This is a genomic window from Actinospica robiniae DSM 44927 (genome assembly GCF_000504285.1).
Lineage (GTDB): Bacteria > Actinomycetota > Actinomycetes > Streptomycetales > Catenulisporaceae > Actinospica > Actinospica robiniae.
Genome location: NZ_KI632511.1, coordinates 9,002,254 through 9,026,710, shown reverse-complemented (window position 1 = coordinate 9,026,710; position 24,457 = coordinate 9,002,254). Strand labels below are relative to the sequence as shown.

Annotated in this window: 17 protein-coding genes; 10 read left to right on the top strand and 7 right to left on the bottom strand. The window is 70.2% G+C overall.

The genetic code is table 11. The annotated features are described in order from the left end of the window. Positions 1 to 103 precede the first annotated feature (103 nt). Both ACTRO_RS38790 and ACTRO_RS38785 read right to left on the bottom strand, forming a co-directional pair. Complete coding sequence (locus tag ACTRO_RS38790) at positions 104 to 3,367, bottom strand: glycoside hydrolase family 48 protein (RefSeq protein ID WP_034271347.1); 3,264 nt, start codon at positions 3,365 to 3,367, stop codon at positions 104 to 106. A gap of 448 nt (positions 3,368 to 3,815) precedes the next feature. Further along, positions 3,816 to 4,511, bottom strand: a complete 696-nt coding sequence (locus tag ACTRO_RS38785; RefSeq protein WP_034271345.1) for a TetR/AcrR family transcriptional regulator — start codon at positions 4,509 to 4,511, stop codon at positions 3,816 to 3,818. Positions 4,512 to 4,689: 178 nt separating this feature from the next. Between ACTRO_RS38785 and ACTRO_RS38780 the strand changes: the two genes are divergently transcribed. Beyond that, the gene (locus tag ACTRO_RS38780; protein WP_051452060.1) at positions 4,690 to 5,772 is read left to right on the top strand and encodes an acyl-CoA dehydrogenase family protein; all 1,083 of its coding nucleotides are present in this window, start codon (positions 4,690 to 4,692) and stop codon (positions 5,770 to 5,772) included. Positions 5,773 to 5,800: 28 nt separating this feature from the next. Here the strand turns inward: ACTRO_RS38780 and ACTRO_RS38775 are convergent, their stop codons facing one another. After that, complete coding sequence (locus ACTRO_RS38775) at positions 5,801 to 6,790, bottom strand: Gfo/Idh/MocA family protein (RefSeq protein WP_211244561.1); 990 nt, start codon at positions 6,788 to 6,790, stop codon at positions 5,801 to 5,803. A 163-nt stretch (positions 6,791 to 6,953) separates the two neighbouring features. Between ACTRO_RS38775 and ACTRO_RS38770 the strand changes: the two genes are divergently transcribed. Continuing rightward, positions 6,954 to 7,880, top strand: coding sequence for a glutaminase (locus ACTRO_RS38770; protein ID WP_034271341.1), 927 nt, complete (start codon positions 6,954 to 6,956; stop codon positions 7,878 to 7,880). A gap of 54 nt (positions 7,881 to 7,934) precedes the next feature. On the opposite strand, the gene ACTRO_RS38765 is transcribed toward ACTRO_RS38770, so the two are convergent. Continuing rightward, entirely contained in the window at positions 7,935 to 11,015 is a 3,081-nt protein-coding gene (locus ACTRO_RS38765; RefSeq protein WP_157436689.1) for a glycoside hydrolase family 9 protein, read from the bottom strand. 368 nt (positions 11,016 to 11,383) lie between these two features. On the opposite strand from ACTRO_RS38765, the gene ACTRO_RS38760 reads away from it, so the two are divergent. After that, the gene (locus ACTRO_RS38760) at positions 11,384 to 13,477 is read left to right on the top strand and encodes a cellulose binding domain-containing protein (protein WP_245594614.1); all 2,094 of its coding nucleotides are present in this window, start codon (positions 11,384 to 11,386) and stop codon (positions 13,475 to 13,477) included. 78 nt (positions 13,478 to 13,555) lie between these two features. Here the strand turns inward: ACTRO_RS38760 and ACTRO_RS38755 are convergent, their stop codons facing one another. Together ACTRO_RS38755 and ACTRO_RS38750 are read right to left on the bottom strand one after the other, a co-directional pair. Further along, positions 13,556 to 14,320, bottom strand: a complete 765-nt coding sequence (locus ACTRO_RS38755; RefSeq protein ID WP_034271335.1) for an SDR family oxidoreductase — start codon at positions 14,318 to 14,320, stop codon at positions 13,556 to 13,558. Continuing rightward, a complete protein-coding gene (locus ACTRO_RS38750) occupies positions 14,317 to 14,865 on the bottom strand; it encodes a GNAT family N-acetyltransferase (protein WP_034271332.1) in 549 nt (182 codons plus the stop codon). The genes ACTRO_RS38755 and ACTRO_RS38750 overlap by 4 nt, the downstream gene beginning before the upstream one ends. Before the next feature lie 159 nt (positions 14,866 to 15,024). Between ACTRO_RS38750 and ACTRO_RS38745 the strand changes: the two genes are divergently transcribed. The 7 genes from ACTRO_RS38745 to ACTRO_RS38715 all read left to right on the top strand — a co-directional run bounded on the left by ACTRO_RS38745 (position 15,025) and on the right by ACTRO_RS38715 (position 23,538). After that, positions 15,025 to 16,011, top strand: a complete 987-nt coding sequence (locus ACTRO_RS38745) for an LLM class F420-dependent oxidoreductase (protein ID WP_034271329.1) — start codon at positions 15,025 to 15,027, stop codon at positions 16,009 to 16,011. 93 nt (positions 16,012 to 16,104) lie between these two features. Next, positions 16,105 to 16,473 (top strand): hypothetical protein, encoded by a 369-nt coding sequence (locus ACTRO_RS38740; RefSeq protein ID WP_034271326.1) that lies wholly within the window; start codon positions 16,105 to 16,107, stop codon positions 16,471 to 16,473. A gap of 94 nt (positions 16,474 to 16,567) precedes the next feature. Continuing rightward, on the top strand, positions 16,568 to 17,491 hold the full coding sequence (locus ACTRO_RS38735) for an SAM-dependent methyltransferase (protein WP_034271324.1): 924 nt from the start codon (positions 16,568 to 16,570) through the stop codon (positions 17,489 to 17,491). Beyond that, positions 17,491 to 19,215, top strand: a complete 1,725-nt coding sequence (locus ACTRO_RS38730) for an ABC transporter transmembrane domain-containing protein (protein WP_034271321.1) — start codon at positions 17,491 to 17,493, stop codon at positions 19,213 to 19,215. The genes ACTRO_RS38735 and ACTRO_RS38730 overlap by 1 nt, the downstream gene beginning before the upstream one ends. After that, positions 19,212 to 20,954: an ABC transporter ATP-binding protein gene (locus tag ACTRO_RS38725; RefSeq protein WP_034271319.1), complete on the top strand. Its 1,743-nt coding sequence runs from the start codon at positions 19,212 to 19,214 to the stop codon at positions 20,952 to 20,954. Before ACTRO_RS38730 ends, ACTRO_RS38725 begins: the two co-directional genes overlap by 4 nt. 318 nt (positions 20,955 to 21,272) lie before the next feature. Further along, the gene (locus ACTRO_RS38720) at positions 21,273 to 22,151 is read left to right on the top strand and encodes an IS4 family transposase (RefSeq protein WP_169740010.1); all 879 of its coding nucleotides are present in this window, start codon (positions 21,273 to 21,275) and stop codon (positions 22,149 to 22,151) included. 58 nt (positions 22,152 to 22,209) lie between these two features. After that, positions 22,210 to 23,538, top strand: a complete 1,329-nt coding sequence (locus ACTRO_RS38715; protein WP_051452058.1) for an IS256 family transposase — start codon at positions 22,210 to 22,212, stop codon at positions 23,536 to 23,538. 125 nt (positions 23,539 to 23,663) lie between these two features. On the opposite strand, the gene ACTRO_RS38710 is transcribed toward ACTRO_RS38715, so the two are convergent. Next, the gene (locus ACTRO_RS38710) at positions 23,664 to 23,915 is read right to left on the bottom strand and encodes a hypothetical protein (RefSeq protein WP_157436688.1); all 252 of its coding nucleotides are present in this window, start codon (positions 23,913 to 23,915) and stop codon (positions 23,664 to 23,666) included. Positions 23,916 to 24,457: the final 542 nt, after the last annotated feature.

The following is a 24,457-nucleotide window of genomic DNA, read 5'->3' as shown; positions in this document are numbered from 1 at the left end:
CTGGATGCGCGGGAAGTGCGGGCCGGGGCGTGCGGGCCGGCCGGAGCCGGACCGCACGCCTTCACACCGTGCCGTGCCTCACGTCGTCCTCAGCGTCCGGATATCAGAATCCGGACGGCGGGGCGACGGTCGGGAACAGGTACGCGAACGAGTCGAACGCCGTGGCGATGTCCGCCTCGCCCCAGAACCGGTGGTAGTCGAACACCGGCGCCGAGCCGCCCGCGAGGTAGCCGGCGACCTTGGACCACTGCGGGTCGCCGACGTACCACGGGCGGATGGAGATGAAGGTGTTGGTCTTCGAGCTGAGCTTGATGCCACCGGGGAAGGTGCCGGTCCAGCTCGACGGGAAGTAGACACCCTCGTAGTTGGTGGTGTTGAAGGCGACGTTGAAGTTCGAGTAGTCGGTCCGGGTCTCCGGGGCCGAGTAGCCGAGCGAGTCGCCGTAGTACTTGTGGATCACGTCGATGATGTTCTGCGCGTACGTCTCCGCCGTGGAGTCACCCGACTTCGCGGCGTAGTACTCGAACACCTTCGCCTCCGAGGAGGCCACGCCCAGGTCGGTGCCCGGGCTGGACGTGGTCACGTGCAGACCGGTGTTGGCCGGCGGCGTCGAGGAGCTCGACGTGCCGGTCGTCCAGTTCTCGCCGGGCTGACCGGACCAGGTCAGGGTTCCGGGAGTGGTCAGCACGCCCGTGCTCGGGTTCACCGTGGTGACCGATTCGGCCCAGCTGACCCACTTGGACAGGATCGACTTCGCCTGGGCGTTGCCGGTCTCGTAGTAGTACTCGGCCACCCGCTCCATCGGCCAGGTCTGGTAGCCGAACCACTGGTTGCTCGGCGGGTTGTGGTAGACCGGTTCCCAGTCGTAGTACATCCCGTCGAAGGTGGGGTCACCGGACGGGGGCTTGCCGGCGTCGCCGTAGTTGCCGCCCCAGTTGTTGGTGACACCGCCCGCGATCGCACCCTCGGACGACTGCAGCCACGAGTACAGGTTCAGCTCCGTGGTCAGGCTGGTGGACCAGTCCGTCTTGGCCGTGGTGCCGAGCGGGGAGATGTCCGCGTCGGTGGACAGGACCCAGGCGGCCAGCGGGTTCTGGTAGCCCTCGTGGATCTCGGAGCCGCTGATCCGCCAGGACCAGGCCCCGGTGGTCGAGCCGCCCCACGCGTCGTACCAGGACAGCAGGTACGTGTCCTCGTTCGACTTGGAGGTGCCGGCCGGGCAGGCGACCGAGCCGGCCGTGCTGCAGGTGCTGCTGATCTGCTTGAAGTACTTGTCGAACATCGAGTAGCGCAGGTAGTCGCCGAGCTTGGCGGCCTTGGCGTCGGTCGAGGTGACCGCGGAGCTCTTGCCCTGCGCCTTGGCGTAGGTGTCGGCCCAGAACGCGGCCTGCACCATGCGCGCGTCGGCGTCCGGCGCGTCGGTGTACTTGTACTGGGTGGCGAAGCTGCCGCCGCCGTTGTTGAACAGGTCGAGGAAGCCGTTGGGGCCGCCGTACTTCAGCGAGTCCCAGTCGGGCTGGTCGACGGTGTCCCACACCGACTCCTCCGAGCCGCGCTGGAAGGTGTTGATCCAGCTGGGCGTGGAGGTGCCGTCCTCCTGCTGGCCGAAGCCGTAGCGGTTGTCCGTGTCCATGATCCACATCGGCTGGTACATGTCGCAGGTGCCGTATGCGGACTTGAGCTCGGCGGCCAGCGGGTCGGAACCGACCGGCACGGAGGAGCTGAGCGCGACCGGGTAGTCGCTCGGCGAGCCTTCCTCGGGGCCGTAGGTGGCCGGCGAGGAGGCGTTGTAGCTGCACTGGCCGGGCTGGTTCGCGTCGTTCGGGATCAGGTAGGTCTCCATGTTCGTCCATGCGTTGACGAACGGAGTCCAGTTCCCGGTGACCCGGCCGTAGTCGGCCTCGAGCCAGAGCCAGTAGCTGTAGGTCTCGGACGTGGTCTCGTGGCCGTAGTCCGGAGCCTCGACGATCAGGGTCTCCACCGAGTGGTACGGGATGCCCTTCGGGCTGAAGTACCCGTTGGCCGGGTTCTTCATGTCGTCATAGAGGTTCAGGAACCACTGGTCGTACGCGGAGCCCTTCTGCGCCTCGGTCACCGCGACGGTTCCGGACGTCCATCCGGAGGCCGAGGCGGTCACCGTGCCGGAGGCTCCCACGTCCGCCGCTGTCGATCCGGAGGAGACGGTGGCCTGCTGGGCCACGTTCCAGTTCGACGGGGTGAAGGTGAGCGCGGAGCCGGCGGAGACGGACAGGTCGGAGTCGCCGCTCGAGGCCACCGCCACCGTTACGCTGGCGCTGGGCTGCGAGGAGAGCGCGACGCCCACCGTGGCGGAAGAACCCTGCGACACCGTCAGGATGGTCGGGTTGACGATGATCGTCGGGCCCTCGACCGTGATCGCGATCGGGTAGGAGGTGACGGACTGGTTCAGGTTGTCCGTCGCCACGGCCGTGATCGAGTAGTTGCCGGCGGGCACGTTGGCCCACTGGACCGACCACGGGCTGGCCGTGGAGATCCCGATCTCGTTGTTGGTGCCCGCGCTGGTGCTGGCGTAGTACGTCACCGACGCGATGCTGCCGGAGGAGCACGCCGCGGCCTGCACGGTGATGTTCGAGCCCGGGCTGAAGATCTCGCCGGCGGTGGGGCTGACCAGGGAGACGCTCGGGGCCAGCTCGTTCGAGGACGAGGAGCCGGGCACCACGGTGCACGGGGCGGCGGTGCCGGTGCCGGTCGAGCTCGGCGAGGCGCTCGCGGAGGCGGACGCGCTCTTCGAGGGACTGGCCGAGGCGGAGGCCGAGGCGCTCTTCGACGGGCTGGCCGAGGCCGAAGCCGAGGCGCTCTTCGACGCACTGGCCGAGGCGCTCGGGCTGGGGCTGGCGGTGCCGCCGGTGTTGCTCGAGCACGCCGTCCCGTTCAGGGTGAACGCGGTCGGGGTGTCGATGGCGCCGTTGAGGTTGAAGTTGGCGCCCATACCGGTGGAGGCGCCGGTGGCCAGCGAGCCGTTCCAGCTCAGGCTGGCGACGGTGACCGCCTTGCCGCTCTGGGTCCAGGTGCCGTTCCACCCGCTCTGCAGCGACTCGTCGCTGGTGGCGTAGGAGTAGGCGAGGGTCCAGCTGGAGATCGCCGGACCGGTGTTGGTGATGGTGATCTGGACCTGGAAACCGCTTCCCCAGTTCGAGGCGACGGCGTAGTTCACGGTGCAGCCGGGCGAGGTGGCGGCCGCGGGCATCGCCACGGAATCCGCGACCGGTGCGGCCTGCGCCGCGGTGGCGCCGGCGGTCAGGCCGCCGGCGACGAGCGCGCTGGTGCCCAGCCAGACGGCAACGGCTCGCCACCGCGCTCGTCGGTCCGGACGTTCTGTGCGTCTCATGGGTTTCGAGCCCTCCTAGGTTCTTGCCCAGCGCCGAGCGGTCAGGAGGCGGCCGCACCGCCGCGCCCGCGCGAAAACGGCGCGGGAGGCTCCCGCGCTCGATCCGGGACAGTAGGCACGGGGGGTGGGGGCGTAAAGCAATGCGCACGGGGCGGTCGGCCGCAGCCGTGCGTACCTGCTCAAATGTCATCAGGACCATGACATTTTTGGGAAACTTTCATAGAAGGGCGCACCTGCGCGGCGGCAACGCACGCGCGATCTTCGGCCCGGAGAATCGAAGCGCGCTTCAACGCCGGATTCCGCTGCCGTGCAACGGTTTCGCCAGTTCACAGGCGGCCCCGGCGAGGTACGGCCAAGCATAGCCCACGGAGCGGCCCGAGGGCGAAACAGGGTATTGAAGCGCTTCGAAACCAGGCGATAAAAGAGTCCTGAATCCTTATTCGGATTCTTATTCGAGCAGCCGTTCGAGCTGCGGGAGGAACCGGTCGAGATCCTTGCGGGTGCGCAGGACCACCACCGCGGGCGCCTGCGCGGATTCCTCCGCCTCGCTCGTATCCGGCGCCGGCGCGGCGGCGGGGCCGACGCCCGCGCCGTGCAGCCGCAGCACCTCGGCCATCGCGTCGGCGAACTCCTCGCGCACCGCCTCGGTCTCCCCGCGCAGCCAGCGCCGCAGCACGTGGTTGTGCGCGGTGACCGCGGCGTTGCCGAGCAGTTCGGCGCGCAGCCGGTCGGCCGGGGTGTCCGGCAGCCAGCGCTGGGCGAACTCGCGGAAGAGCCGCTGGTAGAGCCGCATCGAGGCGAACTCGCGGTCGCGCAGGGCGGGCGCCGCGGTGGTGAGCCGGTAGCGCACGCGGGCCCGGCGGCCCTCGGTGAGGTAGTACTCGAGCACGATCCCGGTCGCCTCGGTCAGCGCGACGCCGGCGGTCTCGGCGGTGGCGGTGGCCAGCCGGGCGGCGGCGGCCTCGAGCAGCGCCTCGTGCGGTGGGAAGATCACGTCCTCCTTGGCCCGGAAGAGCCGGAAGAAGGTGGTGCGCCCGGCGCCCGCGCGCGCGGCGATCTCGTCCACCGTGGTCTGGTCGTACCCGCGCTCGTCGAACAGCTCGAAAGCCGCGTCGATCAATCGGTCGCGCGCCGTGAGGGCCATGCGGTGCTGCCTTCCGGATTCCGGGCGGGGCCTCTTGACCCCGGGCTGGTACGAAGTACTACAGTAACGGTACTCAGTCCCACCGAGGCGCTGCCTCACCGCGGCTGGGCGCATCCCCTGTGGAGCGGCACTGGGAACAGGCCGCAGCCGAATCGGACGGAATCGGAGAGTCCCTCCCATGCAGCACGCCGCCCCGCACGACGCAGCCCTGCGCGCCCGAGTCCGCTCGCTCGCCGCGGCCGAGATCGCCCCTTTCGCAGCGATCGTAGACGCCACACGCTACTTCCCGCTGGAGGGCTATGACGCGCTCCGGGCGGCCGGACTGCACGCGCCGTACCTTCCGGCGGGCTACGGCGGCGCCGGGTTCGGCGAGTCGGCGGTGTGCGCGGTGGTCGAGGAGCTGGCGCGGGTGTGCGGCTCCTCCGCGTTGATCCCGGCGGTGAACCTGCTCGGCGCGGCGCCCCTGCTGCTGGCCGGCGACGTCCGCCTGAAGCACCGCTACCTCACCCCGGTGGCGGCGGGCGAGGCGTTGATCACGACCGCGATGTTCGAGGACGCCGGCGACGCCGAGGAGGTCGCCTGCCGGGCCGTGCGCCGGGCTGACGGCGGCTGGACCCTGTTCGGCGCCAAGCCGCGCGCGGTGAACGCCGGGGTCGCGCACTTCTACACGGTGCTGGCCGTCACCGACCCGCAGGCCGGCCCCGAGCACGGCCTGAGCGTGTTCGTGCTCGAAGACGGCGACCGGGGATTCGGCCAGGGCGACCGGCTTCCGCAGCACGGGGTGACCGGGATCCCGACCCGGCGGCTGTCGTTCAACGGGGTCGAGCTGGGCGAGGACCGGCTGGTCGGCGCGGTCGGCGACGGGCTGCGCATCGCCCGCCGCACCCGCGAGTACGGCCAGGTGGCGCTCGGCGCGCACGCGGTGGGCGTCGCCCAGGGCGCGCTGGACTGCGCGGCCGGGCAACTCGGCTCAGCGGAGCGGTGCGAGATCGAAGAGCTCCTCGCGCAGGCGCGCCGCACGGTCGCCGAGGCGGCCGCTGCCCTGGAGACCGCCGACCCGGCCTCGGCCGCGATGGCGGCCCGGGCGCGGCTGCGGGCGTGCGCGGCTGCGGCGCGGGTGACCCGCGAGGTCCTGGCCGCGGTCGCGGACCACGCGGCGCCCGCGCGGGCCTTGGCCGACCGGTTCCAGCGCGACGCGCGCGCGGTGGCCTGGCCGGCCGTGGCCGAGCTCGAGCGTCAGGGCACTGACCTGGCCGCCTGATCCGGCGCCGGGCCGGGCGCGCCCGGGCTCACTCGCCCGGGTAGCGCAGCCCGATCCGCTCGCGCACCAGGTCGAGCGTGCGCATGACGGCGAGGGTCTCGTCCAGCGGCATGACCGGGCTCTCCAGCTCGCCCGCCCGCAGCCGCGCGCCGACTTCGGCGGCCTGGTGGCGCAGCCCGTGGCCCTCGTGCGGGAGGTCGGTGGTGTACGTCGTGCCGTCGAGCAGGGTCAGCTCGACCGGGCTGGTGCGGGCCCAGGGCTGGGTGATCACGATCCGGCCCTCGGTCCCGGCGATCGTGGCGGTGTTGGCGCTGCGCAGATCCAGCGAGGTGGTGACCACGCCCTGAGCGCCGTCGGGGTACTGGAAGACCATCGAGGCGTGCGCGTCGACGCCGGTGTCGGTCAGCGCCGCGACCGCCTCGACCCGCGCGGGCAGCTGGCCGCCGGTCGCCATCGAGACCAGCGAGACCGGGTATATGCCGAGGTCCAGCAGGGCTCCGCCGGCGAGCTCGGGGGCGCGCACGCGGTGCTTGGGGTCCTCGCTCAGGATGTCGCAGCGGTCTGCGACGACCGAGCGGACCCGGCCGATCCGGCCGTCCGCGATCAGCGAGCGGACCAGCGCGAGGTGCGGCAGGAAGCGCACCCACATGCCCTCCATCAGGAAGGTGCCCTTGGCCCGGGCGGCCGCGATCATCTGCTCGGTCTCGGCGGCGTTGACGGCGAAGGGCTTCTCGCACAGCACCGCCTTGCCGCCGTCGATCGCGGCGAGGGCGGCCTCGCGGTGACCGGTGTGCGGGACCGCGACGTAGATCGCGTCGACGTCCGGGTCCGCGGCGAGCGCCTCGTAGCCGACGTGGCGGTGCGGGATGCCGAAGCGGTCGGCGAAGGTGTCGGCGGACTCCTGCGAGCGCGAGCCGACCGCGACGATCTCGGCGTCGGGCAGGAGCGCGAGGTCTGCGGCGAACGCGGACGCGATGCCGCCGGTGCCGGCGATCCCCCAGCGGATGCGTTCAGTCACGGCTGTCCCTCCAGATGCCATACGTTACGGTCGCTAGCTCGGCCCGAACCTTACCGTGAATGCAGCGGAAGGCGGTATCCCGGGTCGGTTGCCGGAATCGGCCCGCTCACCCGTTCACCTCGCGCGACTCGCCGCCGGTCCGGCGCCGAGCCTAGGCTGGGGCGTGCCGCGACTACCGGAGGACCTGCCCGAGCTGCTCGAACGGGTGCGCGCCGAGACGGCCGGCTCGGTCGGGACGGGCAAGGTGGCCGACTACATCCCGGCGCTGGCCTCGGTGCCGGCCGACCGGTTCGGCCTTGCGGTGGCGACGGTCGACGGGCAGCTGCACGGGGTCGGCGACTGGCGCGAGCGCTTCTCCATCCAGTCGATCTCGAAGGTGTTCGGGCTCGCGCTCACCCTCGGCCTGGACGGCGACCGGCTCTGGCAGCGGGTCGGCCGCGAGCCGTCCGGGGACCCGTTCAACTCGCTGGTCCAGCTGGAGCTCGAGCACGGCATCCCGCGCAACCCGTTCATCAACGCGGGCGCCCTGGTGGTCACCGACCGCCTGCTGTCCGTCACCGGCGACCCCGTCGGCGCGGTGCTCGCGCTGCTGCGCGGCGAGGTGGGGGACGACGGGTTCGGCGTCGACCCGCTGGTGGCCGAGTCGGAGGCGGCGCACGGGGATCTGAACGCGGCGCTCGGCTACTTCATGTCGGCGCACGGGAACATGGACAACCCGATCCGGATCGTGCTCGACCACTACTTCCGGCAGTGCGCGATCGCGATGAGCTGTGGCGAGCTGGCCCAGGCCGCGCTGTTCCTGGCCCGGCACGGCACGTTGCGCGACGAGCGCCGGCTGCTGAGCGAGGTCCAGGCCAAGCGGATCAATGCGATCATGCTCACCTGCGGGGCGTACGACGCGGCGGGCGAGTTCGCCTACCGCGTCGGGCTGCCCGGCAAGTCCGGCGTCGGCGGGGGCATCCTGGCCGTGGTGCCGCGGCTGTGCACGGTGTGCGTGTGGAGCCCGGGCCTGGACGACCAGGGCAACTCGATCGCGGGCGTCGCCGCCTTGGAGCGGTTCGCCCAGCTGACCGGATCATCGGTGTTCTGATACCGGCCCGCGACGACGACGCCCGCGATCTAGGTCAATCACCTGTCATTCGTGCTATGCGACGATGACGGCGCAGGCGGTTCCGTTGAGCTTGAACGCCGTCGGGTTGTAGTTGTTGCCGCTGTACGTCCCGGTGAAGCCGATCGTGACAGAGCTCTGTGGCGCGACACCGCCGTTGTAGGGCTCCGAGCCGAGGGTGACCGCCTCGCCGGACTGGGTGTACGTCGCGTTCCACAGGCTGTTGATCTGCTGGTTGCCGGCGAAGGTCCAGGTCAATGTCCAGCTGTTGATCGTGGTAGTGCCGGTGTTGGTGATCACGATCTGGGCCTGGAAGCCGCCGGGCCACGAGTTGGAGAGCGTGTAGGCGACGGAACAGGTGGCGTTGCCGGTCGGGCCGGAACTGGGCGAGGCCGAGGGTGACGCCGACGCACTGGCCGAAGGCGAGGCCGACGGACTGGCCGACGGGCTGGCCGACGGGCTCGGCGACGCGGAGACCGAAGCCGACGGAGAAGCCGAGGCGGAAGCCGAAGCCGATGCGCTCGGCGAGGCCGTCGCCCCGGTGGCCAAGGTGGTGAACGCGGTTGCGGCCAGCACCGGCGAGATCCGGCCGGCCGTGTCGAGCGCCGCGACTTCGAAGCCGTACGGGCTGTTCGCCGACAGCCCGGTGAGCGTGTACGAGGTCGCACTCGCCGCGGTCGTCGCCACCAGCTTCGGCGACGGTGTCAGCTCATAGACGTCGTACCCTGAGATGGCGTTCGTGCCCGCGACCGACGGCGCCCACGTCAGCGTGGCGCCGGTGGACCCGACCGCGGAGACCACGGGCGTGCCCGGCTCCGAAGGCGCGGTGGCGTCCGCCGCGGACAGGGAGGTGTGGGACGAGGTGATGAACTGCGCCACGTTCGAGGCCGCAGACGCCAGACCGTTGCTGTCCACGGCCGTGACGAAGTACCCGTAAGGCGAGGTCCGGTTCGCGTTGAGGCCGGTCACCGCGTACGAGGTGGACGTGGTCGTGCCGACGAGCGTGCCGGCGCTCGAGTACACGTCGTATCCGGCGATCGGGTTCGTGCCCGCGGTCGAGGCCGTCCAGGAGAGCGTGGCCCCGGTCGTGGTGACCGAGCCGGCCGCGAGCGCCTTGGGCGTGCTCGGCGGCGTGGACGCGGACGGGCCGCTGCCCCACACCAGTGTGTTGCCGGAGTAGAGCGGGATGTCCCCGACGGTCACGGGCGTGGCGCCCGAGGTGCTCGGGATGCCCTGGAACGACCAGTCCTCGGCCGGGTTGTGCGCGGCCGGGAAGGTGATCCGGAACTGCACCTGCGCCTGGTAGTCGGAGTTGGTGTAGTCGGCCTCGCCGACCGGCTCGATGTCAAGGTTCGAACAGTTCACCGTGATGTAGTAGGTGCTGCCGGAGTACTGCGTCGGAGCCGTGAGCGCGTTGCACTGGTTGTAGGACGAGCTCAGCGTGATCTGGCTGGCGCTCTCGCCCGAGTCCAGGGTGAAGTAGTAGCGGAAGCTGGCGTTCTTCATCTGCCGAGCCGGCCAGGCCGACTGGTTGTTCACCAAGGCCTTGATCTCGATGAAGTTCGTGCCCTCGTTGTTGATCGCGGCCTGCACGTACTCCTGCGGCCCGTCCGGCAGCTCGGCCTTGGGGATGTTCGAGACCGGGGTGCCGCCGTACTGCTGGGTCAGCCGGGCCAGCGCGCCGGAGAACAGCGCGTTGTAGTCCAGCGCGCCCTCGGTGTACTGGTACTCGCTGCGCACGTCCTGGAACTGGTCGTTGTTGCTGGTCGGGCCGCCGACGAGCAGACCGTAGGCCAGGTGCCTGGTCTGGGTCGGGGTGGTCAGGTTGTCCGCCCAGGAGTCGTGCGCGGTGGAGTGGTGCGGGTTCTGCGGCCAGCTGGTGTTGGTGCCGCCGTTGGTGAATCCGACCTCGTAGCTCTCCTTGCTCGGGTTCGCGCCGAGGATGTAATTGATCTGATTCACTGCGAAGGACTGGTAGGTCGAGGCCAGCGTCGAGCTGCCGCCGGACGAGGTCAGATAGTCGCTGAACTCCAGCGCGGCGAAGGCCGTGTTCGCCGAGTACCGCAGGGATCCCCACTGGTCCAGGAACGCCTCGCCGCCGGGCGAGTAAGAGACCTTCGATCCGTTGAACCCGGTCGTCCACCAGTTGAGGAAGTCCTCGGCGTCGGTGATGTACTGCTGCTGCCCGGTCAGCTGCGCCAGCAGGATGTAGTCGGCGTAGCTGACGTCGTCCCAGCTGATCGTCCAGTTGTACTCGTGCAGCGTGGACTGGCTGGCCAGCGGCAGGTTCGCGTAGTCGGTCTCGGCCGTGGTCAGCCAGCTGCTGGTGCCGGTGGCCTTGTAGAGCCAGATCGCGCTCTCCACCAGCTCGTCCCAGTAGCCGCTGTACGAGGTGTAGTAGCTCTGCGCGCCGGTGATGCAGTCGCTGTACTTGCCCCGGTAGGTGTTCGCGAAGCTGTAAAGGCCTTGAGCCTGGGTGAGCAGCTGGGCCGAGTACTTCGCGTCCGCGGTCTTGAACGCGATCGAGGACGCGGCCAGCGCGGCGGCCGCCTCGCCGGCCAGGTCGGCGCCGGCGCAAGAGGCGGTGATCGCATAGGACGGCCGGGTGGTCGGGTTCGTCTCGGCCGGACCCCAGTACGAGTGGTCCGTGGAGGCGTCCGCGACCTGGCCGTAGAACGTCGTCGGCCCGGTGAACGCGGACAGGATGTAGTCGTCGCCCCAGCGCAGGTTCTCCAGGCTGGCCTGGGTCTGCCCGGCGGCCGCGTAGCCCTGCGGGTAGTCCACCATGCCCCAGGCGAGCATCGTCATCGAGTACGCCTCGGGCAGCCCGAACTTCACCAGGTCGCCGGCGTCGTGGAAGCCGCCGGTCAGGTTCACCCCGTGGTCCGAGCCGTCGCTCAGGTCCGAATCACCGCGCCAGTCCAGCGGATTGTCCGGCTCCAGCTGCCCGGAGCGCTGGGCGTCGTAGAACAGCATCGAGTCCTGCAACGCCTCCGCGTAGTCGTAACTCGGGGCGGCGTGGGCCTTGGGCATCACCACGAACAGCGAGGCGGCGATCAGCGCGACCGCGCTCGCCATCGCGGTGCGGCGCCGATCCATCAGCGCGCGTAAGCGCATCGGTCTCTCCCTCTTCGGCCGTGGCCGGGCCACCCCGGCGCGGATCCGGTCGGTCGGGAGACTACGGAGGCGGCGGCGGGCGGCAAGAACGATGCTCACGTGCACGGACGGACCCGGCCGCGCCGAGCGTCCCGGCCTGCCGGAAAAGCCGTACGGACAAGTATGTGGCGCGGGGCCGGTCTGAAACTTACAGCCCTTCATGTCCACCCGGCGCCTCGCCGCCGCTGCTCGCGACCGGCGCCCGCGCGCGAGGCTGACAGAGCTTTGACGCGCTGCTCGGCGGTGGGGAGCATCCGCTTAGTTCTTCCGGTGCTGCCCGGCTCGGCTTGGGCGCACCCCACGCCCCCGAGCACTGGCAAGGAGCCTACGTGACCCTTCGACCTCCACCCCTGCGCGGTCCGCGCCTGCGCGTCGCCGCCGTCGCGGCGCTCGCGCTGGTCGGCAGCACACTGGCGCAGACCTCGGCCTCGGTGCCGGCCGCGGCCGACACGACGGCGCAGACCGTGAACGTGACCGTGAACACGAGCGAGGGACTGGGGACCATCCCGTCCACCGGCTACGGCCTGAACCAGGCCGTGTGGGACAGCTCGATGAACTCCACGCAGACCCAGGACCTGCTGCAGCAGTCCGGGGTCGGGATGCTGCGCTACCCGGGCGGCTCCTACGGCGACATCTACAACTGGCAGGACAACACCGCCCCCGGCGGCTACGTCGCGCCGGGCACCGACTTCGACTCGTTCATGGGCACGGCGAAGAAGATCGGCGCGCAGCCGATCCTGATCGCCAACTACGGCACGGGCACGCCGGCCGAGGCTGCCGCCTGGGTCCAGTACGCCAACGTGACCAAGGGATACGGCGACAAGTACTGGGAGATCGGCAACGAGATCTACGGCGACGGGTACTACGGCTCGGGCTGGGAGGCGGACAACCGCACCGACAAGAGCCCGACCCAGTACGCGAACGACGTGCTCGCCTACGCCTCGGCGATGAAGGCGGTCGACCCGACGATCAAGATCGGCGCGGTGCTGACCCTGCCGGGCAACTGGCCCGACGGCGTGCTCGCCACGGGCGACACCTCGGACTGGAACCACACCGTGCTGTCCATCGCCGCGTCGGCGATCGACTTCGTCATCGTGCACTGGTACCCCTCGGGCACCGGCGCCTCGACCGCGCTGAGCGAGCCGAGCCAGCTGCCCGGCGAACTGCAGCAGCTGCGTGACGAGATCAACAAGTACTCCGGCGGCCGGAACATCGGCGTCGCGATGACCGAGCTGAACTCGGGCGTGGACGAAGACACCCAGCCGGACGCGCTGTTCGCGGCCGACTCGTACTTCACCGCGCTCGAGCAGGGCGTGTTCAACGTGGACTGGTGGGACACGCACAACGGCCCCGGCACCATCTCCACCGCACCGGACGGGGCGACCGACTACGACGACTGGGGCGTGCTCTCCAGCGGCACCTGCGTCGGGACGGTCTGCGAACCGGCGTTCAACACGCCGTTCCCGACCTATTACGGCATCCAGATGCTGAGTGACGTCGGCAAGCCCGGCGACCTGATGGTGAACGCCGGCACCGACAACTCGCTCGTGGCCGCGCACGCCGTCCGGCAGAAGAACGGCGACCTGGCGGTCATGATGGTGAACAAGGACCCGAGCAACTCGTACTCGGTGAACCTGCACTACAACGGCTACCTGCCGAGCACCGCGACGCCGACCGTCTACACCTACGGCGACGAGGCCGGCTCGATCACCAGCGCCGCGACCGGCACCTCGGCCAGCCAGACGCTGCCGCCGTACTCGATCGAGACGGTCGTGCTCACGCCCGCGGCCAACCAGTTCGGCGCCCTGAGCGCGCCGGGCACGCCGTCGGTGAGCAACATCAGCGGCAGCAGCGCCACGCTCAGCTGGGGCGCGTCCACCGGCGGGTCCGTGGTGCGCTACGAGATCGAGGAGCAGTACGGCACGACCAGCGACCGGCTGGCCGAGTCGACCACGAACTCCGTGACGCTGCAGAACCTGGTGCCCAACACGGTGTACACGTTCAACGTGCTGGCCACCGACAAGAACGGCAAGCTCTCCGAACCCTCCGATCCGGTCACCTTCTCCACCACCTCGCCGGCCGTCAGCACCTGCGCGGTGGACTATCAGATCACGGACAGCTGGGGTAACGGCTACGTAGCCTCGATCACGCTGACCGACACCGGACCGAGCGCGATCGACGGCTGGTCGCTGAACTTCACCTTCCCGGACACCACCGAGACGGAGAACGGCGGCTGGAACGCGACCTGGACCGAGTCGGGCCAGAACGTGGAGGCGACCAGTCAGGACTGGAACGCCCAGCTGGCGCCCAACGGAGGCAACTCGCAGAACATCGGCTTCGTCGGCGCGAACAACGGCGCCTACCGCTCGCCGACCGCGATCAGCCTCAACGGCACGGTCTGCACCACGACGTACTCGTCCTGAGCCCAGGGTCTTAAGGATACGAGTATAAGGAAGCTCCCCTGGTCGGCCGCACGGCCGGCCGGGGGAGCTTTCCCTTGCTCAGTGCGGGAATCCGCCGTTGCTCAAGAGCACCTGCCCGTTGATCCAGCCGCCCTGCTCGGAACACAGGAACCTGACGTAGTCGGCGGTGTCCGCGGGCCGCCCGAGCCGGCCGCGCGCGGTGGCCCGGGTCAGGTCGCGCTCGGTCTCCGGCGTCATCCAGCCGGTCTGGATCGGGCCCGGGTTCAGCGCGTTGGCCGTGACGCCGAGCCCGGCCAGCTCGTGCGCCGCGGCCACGGTGATCCGCTCGAGCGCGCCCTTGCTCGCGCCGTAGGGCAGGTTGAACGCGGTGTGGTCGCTGGTGAGCGCGATGATCCGGCCGGTGCCGGGCGGCGCGGCGAACTGCTCGGCGAACGCGCGGATCAGCAGCCACACGGCCCGCGCGTTGACCGCGAAGTGCCGGTCGAAGCTCTCCACCGTCGTGGTCAGGATCGCCGAGTCGACCGACTCGGCGTGCGCCATCACCAGGGCCCTGACATCGCCCAGCTCGGCGCCGACCCGGTCGAACAGCTGCTCCGGAACCTCCGCGCGGGAAAGGTCGGCCTCGAGACCGAACGCCCGCGCCCCGAGGCTCCGGGCGGTCTCGGCGATCTCGGCCGCCGCGTCCTCGTCCCGGCCCCAGTCCATCCGATCGTCGTAGGGCCGCCAGTAGCTGAAGGCGACGTCCCAGCCGTCCCGGGCCAGCGCCGTGACCAGCGCCGCGCCGATCCCGGCCCGCCGGCCCACCCCCGTCACCAGCGCCACCGGCCTTCCCGTCCCGGTCATCGGTCACCCTCCCACTCGTGCGCGAGCAGCGACCACACCTGAAGATCGTGGCGCCGGCCACGCCACGGTACGGCCTGGCGCAGCACCCCGTCCAAGGACATTCCGAGGCGCCGGGCCACGTTGACGCTGCGCACGTTGCCGGAAGCGGCGCGCCATTCGACGCGGTGCATGCCGCGCTCGCCGAAGGCCCAGCCGATCAGCCGCCTGGTGGCCGTGGTGACCAGGCCGCGTCCCTCGGCGGCCGGCTCGAGCCAGCAGCCGATCTCGCAGACCCCTGTCTTGGCGTTGAAGCGCACGAACATCACCCCGCCCACGAGCGTGCCCTCGAGCCAGATGCCGTAGAGATGCTGCTCGTCCCGGGCCTGGGCCTCGGCGCACGCGAGCAGGGTGGCCCGGGCGGAGGCGAGATCGGTGGAGCGCGAGGCCCAGGAGACCCACGTCTCGATGCTCTCGCGGCCGCGGTCGATGTGCGCCAGGAACTCCTCGGCGTGCCAGGGCTGGAGCGGCCGGAGCTCGGCGCCGTCACCCAGCGGGAGCGCGAACACGCTACCCCCTCCTGTTCATTTCAAGGCGGCGATACGCACTGTATCAGGGGTGATGATCGCCCCGGCGGTTCTCGGCGGGGTCGCCGGGCCGCCCGCGTCCGCGCCGCCGCCGTCCACGCCTGAAGATCCCCGGCGGGTGCATAGCTCTAGTATGGAGTCATGCGCTTCGGACTGTTCATTCCCCAAGGCTGGCGGCTCGACCTCGCCGGCGTGGACCCCAAGGACCACTGGCAGACCATGCTCGAGGTGGCCCAAGCCGCCGAGGCCGGTCCGTTCGAGTCGGTGTGGGTCTACGACCACTTCCACACCGTCCCCGAGCCGACCGAGGAGGCGACGCACGAGGCCTGGACCCTGATGGCCGCGCTCGCCGCCGCCACCTCGCGCGTCCGGCTCGGCCAGATGTGCACGTGCATGGCCTACCGCAACCCGGCCTACCTGGCCAAGGTCGCCGCGACGGTCGACATCGTCTCCGGCGGCCGGACCGAGATGGGCATCGGCGCCGGCTGGTACGAGCACGAGTGGCGCGCCTACGGCTACGGCTTCCCGTCCGCCGGCGAGCGGCTCGGCATGCTCGACGAGGGCGTGCAGATCATGCGCGACCTGTGGACGACCGGCGAGGCCACCCTCGACGGCAAGTACTACCAGGTGAACGGCGCGATCAGCCGTCCGCTGCCGCTGCAGCAGGGCGGGATTCCGCTGTGGATCGCGGGCGGCGGCGAGCGCAAGACCCTGCGCACCGCGGCCAAGTACGCGCAGTACACCAACTACGACGGCACCCCCGAGGTCTTCACCCGCAAGTCGCAGCTGCTGGCGGAGCACTGCCGCGAGGTCGGCACCGACTTCGACGCGATCGTCCGGTCGGCGAACTTCAACATCGTCATCGGCGAGACGGAGAAGGAGGTCGAGGACCGGCTCAACTGGATCACCGACCACCTCAAGCCCTACATCTCGGCCGACGCCCTGGAGCGCACGACCGCGCAGTGGCGCAACAGCGCGCTCGTCGGCACCCCGGAGCAGATCGCCGAGAAGCTCACCGCGCTCAAGGGCCTGGGCATGACCTACGGGATCTTCTACTTCGCCGAGGCCGCCTACGACCGCAGCGGCATCGAGCTGTTCGCGAACCGGGTCGCTCCCGAGCTCGCTTAGTACTTCCCGGCCGCGGCGGGTGCTTCCATCCGCCGCGGCCGCGCTCTTCCACCCTCCGGGCGCGAAAGGTACCTTGCGCTAGGGAGGGTCGCCATGACGCGGAATCGTCCGGAGCTCGGCGACGACGTCAGCGTGCCCGACGTCGTGGGCCTGGCCATGCAAGCGGCGCGTGAGGCCGGATTCTACTCAGGCGTCACCATCACGCCCCCCGACCCGGGCGATTCGCCGCCCGGCGCGCCCGCCTGGGACGAGACCTCCGTCGTCACGGCGCAGCGCCCCGGCGCCGGCGTCCGGATCCGCCGGTGGGGCCCGGTGGCGGTCTCCTTCGATCCCCGGCCGCCCGGCGGCGGCGACGACGGTGGCGGCGAGGCCGGCGACCGCGAGCCGCGCCACCCGCGCCCGCCGCTCGGCACCCTGCACGCCGAGGCCGACGAACCGGATCCGGAACTGCCTTTCCGCTGACGCCGTCGAGGTGAGCATATCCACCTCCTGCCGGTTTATCGCACGATTCGAATATCCGCTAGCGTGGTTCCTCCGCACAGCACACACCGGCGACATGGTGCAGGAGGACGACGTGAACTCGGATTCGTGGGACCTCAGCAAGGGGCCGGGTATCACCGCACTCGGGCTGGCCTCGGCCCGGGCGGTGGAGACGTCGGCACCCGACCACCTGATCGAGGATCCTTACGCGCTCTGGTTCCTCGAGGCTTCCCCGGTGCAGCTGCCGATGCTCACCGGCTGGCCCGAACCGGGCACGGCCGTCACCGCGCAGCAAACGCTGCACCTGCATGGATCGCGCTACATCGGGTTGCGGACGCGCTTCTACGACGACTGGCTTCAGGCCGCCGCCGACGCGGGCATACGGCAGGCCGTCCTGCTCGGATCCGGGCTCGACACGCGCGCGTTCCGGATCGAATGGCCGGCCGGCTTCCGCCTGTTCGAGGCCGACCAGCCCGGCGTGTTGGGGTTCAAACTCGAAGTATTGTCCGACGGAGGCGCCGAGGCGGCCTGCCTGCGCACGCCCGTCGGCGTGGACCTGCGCGACGACTGGACGAAGGCGCTGCTCGACGCCGGGTTCACGCCCGATGCGCCGACCGCTTGGCTGGCCGAGGGGTTGCTCGCCTATCTCCCGTCACAAGCCGAGATCGAGCTGTTCGAGCGGATCGACGCGCTCTCGGCGCCCGGCAGCGGCGTGGCCTTCGACCGCATCCTCGGCGATCTCGCGGCGCGGGACGGCGCCCGGCTCAAGCAGTTGAGCGAGCGGTCCGGGGTCGCCATGGACACGATGGTCAATACCGAGGAGCGCGGCGACGCGCGGCAGTGGTTCGCCGACCACGGCTGGGCGGTCGAGCAGGAGGTCGTCGCGGCCCTCGCCCAGCGGTACGCGCGCGATCTCGCCGATCCCTTTGCCACTGGGGAAACCGGCGGCGCCGAGCCGCCCTGGCTCGACACCGCGTTCATCACCGGCCGGCGCACCTGATGAGCGGCGAATACGGCCTACCTCGCGACGCCGATCTGCGCAGCCCCGCGCGGTTTCTGTGGTGGCTGGTGGTCAGCCAGCGCCGCCGGATCGTGCTCGCGGCAACGCTCGGAACCGTGTGGATGGTCGGTCTCACGCTGCCGCCGTACCTGCTCTCCCGAGCCATCGACGACGGCTTGCGGCCTCGGCACTACTCGACGCTTCTCGGCTGGGTCATGGCGTTGCTCGCGATGGGCGCCCTCAACGCCTACGTGGCGATCATGCGCCATCGCACCATGACCAAAGTGCGCATGGACGGCGGCTTCCGGACGTTGAACGCCGTGATCGACCAGTCCACCCGGCTCGGTGCGGATCTGGCCGGCAAGGTCACGGCCGGCGAGGTGGCCACGATCGGGATCGGCGACGTTTGGACGATCGGGAGCAGTCTCACCATCGTGGGTCCCGGGTTCGGCGCCGTCATCGCCTACCTGGTGGTGGCCGGGCTGCTCTTGTCCATCTCGCCCGTGCTCGCGCTGATCGCGCTGCTCGGGGTGCCGGTGATCGCCGTGCTCGTCGGGCCGCCGCTCGGACGCCTGCGCGAGGCGGGCGCGGACTATCGGGAGCATCAGGCGCAGCTGACGAGCCGTCTGGTCGACCTCGTCCAAGGTCTGCGGGTGCTCAACGGCATCGGCGGCAAGGATCTGTTCGCGGCGCGATACCGGGAGAAGTCGCGGCAGCTGGTCGACGAGGGTTACCGGGTCGGGGCGGTCTCCAGCTGGATTCCCACGCTCGGGGCCGGTCTTCCGCTGCTGTTCCTCGCGGTGGTGACGTGGCTGGCCGCGCGGATGGCGGCCGAGGGCACCATCACGGTCGGCGACCTCGTCGCCGTATACGGCTATGTGTCAGTGCTCGTCGTGCCGGTCGCTGCGCTGATCGACGACGGTTCGGCCGTGGCACGGGCCTTCGTCTCGGCGCGGCGGGTATGCGCGTTGCTGCGGCTCGGGTCGGAGACCGCGGGGCTGGACGTCACCGGCGAAGGGCCGCAGGGAGCTGCAGACCTGCACGATCCGATTTCGGGAGCCGACGTCAAGACCGGCACTTTCACCGCGCTCGCCGGCCCGCGCCCGGCCGACGCCGCGATGATCGTCGACCGGCTCGGGGGCTTGCGTGTGTCTGAGGCGACGTGGGGCGGCATCCGGCTCGCGGAGATAGCGCCGGCGTGGGTCCGCGAGCGAATACTGGTCGCCGACAACGATGCCGCCATCTTCGCGGGGCCGCTGCGCGACGTCGTCGCCGGCCGCTTCGAGCTCGATAATCAGACCATTGGCGAAGTGCTGCGCACCGCCGTCGCCGAAGACATCGTGGCCGCTCTGCCGGAGAGCACCGCATCGGTGATCGCGTCGATGGGCCGCAACCTCTCGGGCGGACAGCGGCAGCGTCTGCGGCTGGCCCGCGCCTTGGCCGCCGAACCGGAGGTGCTGCTGGCCTGCGAGCCGACCTCCGCCGTGGACGCGCACACCGAAGCACTGATCGCGGATCGACTTCGTGACGCGCGCTCCGGCCGCACGACGGTGGTCACGACGACCTCGCCGCTGGTGCTGGACCGCGCCGACGTCGTGCACTACCTCGTGGACGGGCGCGTGGCCGCCAGCGGCACCCACCACGAGCTGCTGGAGAGCCAGCCCGATTACCGCGAGCTCGTCTCGCGCGGGCTTGAGGACCACATCGAGCGGGTGACGCGATGAACCAGTTGCCTGTCTCCGGCCCGGCGGCGGTGCGACGCGCGATTCGGCGCCTGGTCCGCCGCGAGCCGCGCGTCTTCGCCTGGATCCTGATCCTCAACGCCCTCGCCACCGGTGCCGGACTCGTGGGGCCGTGGCTGCTCGGACTGATCATCAACAAGGTGCAGGCGCACGGCGGCGTCGCCGCCATCGATCGGCTGGCGCTGCTGATCCTCGTCTCCGCGCTGGTCCAGCTCGTCCTCACCCGCCAGGCCCGCTACCTCGCCGCCCGCTTCGGAGAACGGCTCGCGGCGTATGTGCGCGAGCAGTTCCTCGATCGCGTCCTCGAGCTCCGCCCCGCCGTCGCCGAGCAGGTCGACTCCGGCGATCTCGCGGCGCGAGGCTCCGGCGACGTAGCCACGGTAGCGGCGATCATGCGCGATGCCGCGCCGGACATCCTCATAGCCGGGCTGCAATCCGTCTTCGTCATCCTCGCGGTCTTCACCGTCGATCCGATTCTCGGCGCCTGCGGAGTGGCCGGCCTGCTCGGCATCGTCGTGGCGAGCCGCTGGTACCTGCGACGCGCGCGCGAGGCCTACCTCAACCTGGGCGCGTCGAACTCCGCGATCGCGGAGGTCCTGGTGAGCACGGTCCAAGGCGCCCGCACTGTGGAAGCGCTCGGCCTACGGGAGCGACGGCGGGAGGCGAGCGCCGAAGCACTCGAGCAGGGCCGGCGGAGCCGTCTTCGCGCCCTGGCACTGCGCAGCGTGCTCTATCCGACGATCGACCTGTCCGCCGCGCTGCCGATCGTCGGGGTGCTGCTGGCCGGCGGCGCGCTCTACGACCGCGGCATGATCAGCCTCGGCGCCGTCGTCACCTCCGCCCTGTACCTGCGCCAGCTGTCCGGCCCGCTGGAGACGATGCAGATCTGGATCGATTCGCTGCAGAGCAGCGCGGCGTCGTTCGCCCGGTTGGAGGGCATCAGCGAACTGCCGCAGGCGCAGCCGGGCAAGGGCGTGCCGGACGGCGACCGGATCGAGGTGCGCGAGGTGCGCTTCGGCTACGACCTCGGACGCGACGTGCTGCACGGCGTCGACCTCGAGGTGCGGCCGGGCGAACGGCTCGCGATCGTCGGGCCGAGCGGCGCGGGCAAGTCCACCTTGGGCCGGCTGCTGGCCGGCATCGACCGGCCTCGCGCCGGCGCCGTCACGGTCGGCGGAGTCGCCGTCTCGGAACTGTCACCGGATCAGCTGCGCCGCCACATCATCCTGGTCACCCAGGAACACCACGTCTTCCACGCGTCGGTGCGGGAGAACCTGCTGGTGGCCAAGCCGACCGCTGCGGACGCCGACCTGCGCGCCGCGCTCTCAGCAGTCGGCGCGGCGCCCTGGGCCGACGAACTGCCGGACGGCCTCGACACCGACCTCGGCCCGGACGGCCACCGCCTCGCCGCCGCGCAGGCCCAGCAACTCGCGCTCGCCCGCGTCGTCCTCGCCGATCCGCACACGGTCATCCTCGACGAGGCGACCGCGATGCTGGATCCGACCACGGCTCGCGAGACCGAGCGGACGCTGTCCGCCGTCCTCAGGGACCGCACGGTCCTGGCCATCGCACACCGCCTGCACACCGCGCACGACGCAGACCGCGTGGCGGTGATGGAGGGCGGGCTCCTGACCGAGCTCGGCACGCACGACGAACTCGTCGCGCACGGCGGGAGCTATGCCCGACTGTGGCACTCCTGGCACGGCGAGCCGGCGACCTGAGAGGTCGATCGGCTGGGCGCTGGTGGGCTGTGGTGGCTTGGGGTGTGGGCGCGCGCTTACAGTTGCGTTGGTGGGGCGGGCCGGGGTTTCAAGATTTCGCCTCCGGCGCGGGCCCTTCCCTCGGAGAGAGATGCCGGGGCTCCGTGGGTGCTGGCGTGGCGGAGCGGGCTGAGGTTCGGGATGGTGGGGTTGCGGGGGTGGGCTCCAATGTCGTTCTGATCGACTGGATTGTGGTTGTCGTGTCGTTGGGGGGTTCGGATCGTTGGGTGGGGTGTGGGTCATCCGTGGGTCGGGCATTCCGACGAGGTCAATCTCGGTGTGTTGACGCAGTTTGTGCCGCCTTCGCTGGTGGACGCGGCGATCGAGGGGCGTACGCGGGATCGGTCGCGCAGGCCCGGGCCGTTGACGATGCGGTTCGCGGCGTATTTCGAGTTGGCGTGCGCGTTGTTTCCGCACGAGTCGTTGGAAGATGTCTGCGACAACCTGGTCGGCGCGGTTCCCGAGCTGTGTGAGCTGGCCCCGGCCAAGAGCGCGCTGCACGGGATGCGTCAACGGCTCGGTCCGGAGGCGATGCGGGCGGTGTTCGAGGCGGTGGCCGGTCCTGTGGCCGGGCCGGAGACGATCGGGGCCCGGTGGCGGGGGCTGTGTACGCTGGCAGTGGACGGATTCGTGGTGGAGATCCCCGATTCGCCGGCGAACCGGGCGCACTTTTCCGGGCCGGTCACCCGCGGCGCGGACGGTAAACCGGTGGCGGTGGGCTACCCGGTGGCCCGGGTGGTCACGCTGGTGGAGACCGGCACGCGTGCGGTCAGGGGCGCGGCGATCGGGGGATATCTGACCGGGGAGCACGAACTGGCCGAGCAGCTCGCCCCGCACGCCGCCGAGGGCGACGTGGTGATCTTCGACCGCAACTTCCCGTCCGTGGCGCTGTGCAAGGCCTTCCGGGCCACCGGCGCCCACCTGGTGATCAGGGCGAAAAAGCACATCGGTACCGACCGGGTCGAGGTGCTGGCCGACGGTAGCGCGCTGGTGCGGATGTGGAGCAACGCGGTGCGTGGGCGCGGCCCGGAGCGCTACGAGACGCTGCGACTGATCGAGTATGAGATCGGCACCGGCGAGGTGATCAGGCTCCTGACCTCGATGACCGACCCCGAGCAGAGCGTGTCTAATGGAGTGTGTAAGCGGGTGACCTGTTGAGCAGCAGGTGGTAGTGCCTGGCTGCTAGAAATGGTGACACGCTGTGAGTGGCAAGAAGATGGACCAGGTGCTGTCGGTGGAGGCCGAGGAGCATCTGGTGGAGGAGCTCGAGCAGGTCGAGGGTGCCCGTCGGGTCGCTGCGATCCTGGCTCCGGAGGCGATCGACTCTCTGCTGGCCGAGGCCGAGAAGGCCGGGGGCGGGGCGCAGGAGCTGCTGGCTGCGATCACCAAGGCGGTGCTCGAGCGGGCGCTGCAGGTGGAGATGGCGGATCACCTCGGCTACGAGAAGGGGGATCCGGCCGGGGTCGGCTCGCCCAACTCGCGCAACGGCTCCTACCCCAAGACCGTGGTCACCGCGTCCGGGCCGGTGCGCCTGCAGGCCCCGCGTGATCGGGCCGGCTCGTTCGAGCCGCGGATCGTGCCCAAGCGCACCAAGAGGCTCGGGCAGGTCGACGAGATGATCCTCTCGCTCTACGCCCGGGGGATGTCCACCCGCGACATCCGCGACCACCTCGCCGAGGTCTACGGCGCCGAGATCTCCCCCGCGCTGGTCTCCAACGTGACCGAGGTGGTGCGCGAGGAGATCGCCGAATGGCAGAACCGCGCGCTCGACGCGGTGTATCCGATCCTTTACATCGACGCGATCGTGGTGAAGGTCCGCGAGTCCGGCAGCGTCGTGAACAAGGCCGCGCACCTGGTGATCGGCGTGGACACCGACGGGTACAAGCAGGTGCTCGGCATCTGGATCGAACAGAAGGAGGGCTCCCGGTTCTGGCTCAACGTCCTGACCTCCCTGCGCAACAGAGGCCTGAAAGACGCCCTCGTCGTGTGCTGCGACGGGCTGAGCGGGCTGCCCGAGGCGATCGGGCACGTATGGCCCGAGGCGATCGTGCAGACCTGCGTGGTCCACTTGATCCGCACCTCGATGCGGTATGTCGCCTACGCCGACCGCAAGAAGATCGCCGCCGCGCTGCGCCCGATCTACACCGCCGCGAACGCCTCGGCCGCCGAGGCCGCGCTCGAAGCGCTGCGCGGCACGTTCGCCCGCAGCGCACCCGGGGTGATCTCCGCATGGGAGCGGTCCTGGGAGACGTTCATACCGTTTCTCGACTTCCCCCTCGAGCTGCGACGGGTCATCTACACGACCAACGCCATCGAGTCGATGAACTTCCAGCTCCGCAAAATCAGCAAGACCCGCGGGCACTTTCCCGACGACGACGCCGCGATCAAACTGCTCTACCTCGGCATCCGCCGCATCGAGGGCCGCCACATCGACGGCGAGGGCCGCCACGTGCCGGCCGGACAGCTACGCGGCACCGGAACCTACGGCTGGAAGCGGGCCCTGAACGACTTCGCGATCCGCTTCCCCGGCAAACTCCCGGTCTGACCAGCAAAACCGTCACCGACGGCAACCGCCGACGGAGACCCGAAGAAGGAAGAACCGTCCCCAAACTTACACACTCCAATTGACAAGCCCCCCGAGCACGACCCGGCCTCCGAGATCGCCCGCCTCTACGCCGAACGCTGGCAGGGCGAGGTCTCCAACCTCCAGGTCAAGACCCAGCAGATCACCCCCGGCAGGTCCTGCGCTCCCACCACCCCGACCAGGTCCACCAGGAGATCTGGGCGCACCTGGCCGTCAACCACTGCCTCTCCCGCCTGATCGCGCTGATAGCCGACGAACGACGCGAAGACCCCGAGCGCGTCTCGTTCACCAAAGTCCTCAAAGAGGTACGCCGCAGCGTCATCCGCCAGATCGCCCACGCCGTCAACCGGGTCCTGGACATAGCCGACGACCCGAACCGCTACCGCAACCCCGAACGCGCCCCACGCACCAGCGCACGCACCGTCAAACGCATCCGACAACGCTTCGGGACCCGCCGCACACCCCCCAACACGCCGGTCACGGTCAAAGCACCACCCCGAACCATCAGAGTACTGTCACTCAAGATAAGTTGATCAGAACGACATTGGGGCGTGCTCTCTCCTCGGCCGGTCCCCGGAGGCAATCAGGAACCTGCCGGGAGCCCAAGCGGCGGTAGCTTCCGCTCATGCTCGATCTTGCATCGCGCCGCTTGACCTCCCGACAGAACCCTGATCGGGCTTCGCCTGCCCGACCGAGGAGAGAACACACCCCCTGAGGGTCCGGTGCGAGCTGCGCTCGGGCCGGCCTCGTGGCCCGGTCGCGCTTGATCCGGAAGAATCCTGCATCACCGTTCTGGGCTGCTCTTGTCTTCTCTACTGGTTCAACGCCGGAGGGACCGCCCTAGTGCCCGGAAATCTCCATAATTTTTCTTTTCCGGTGA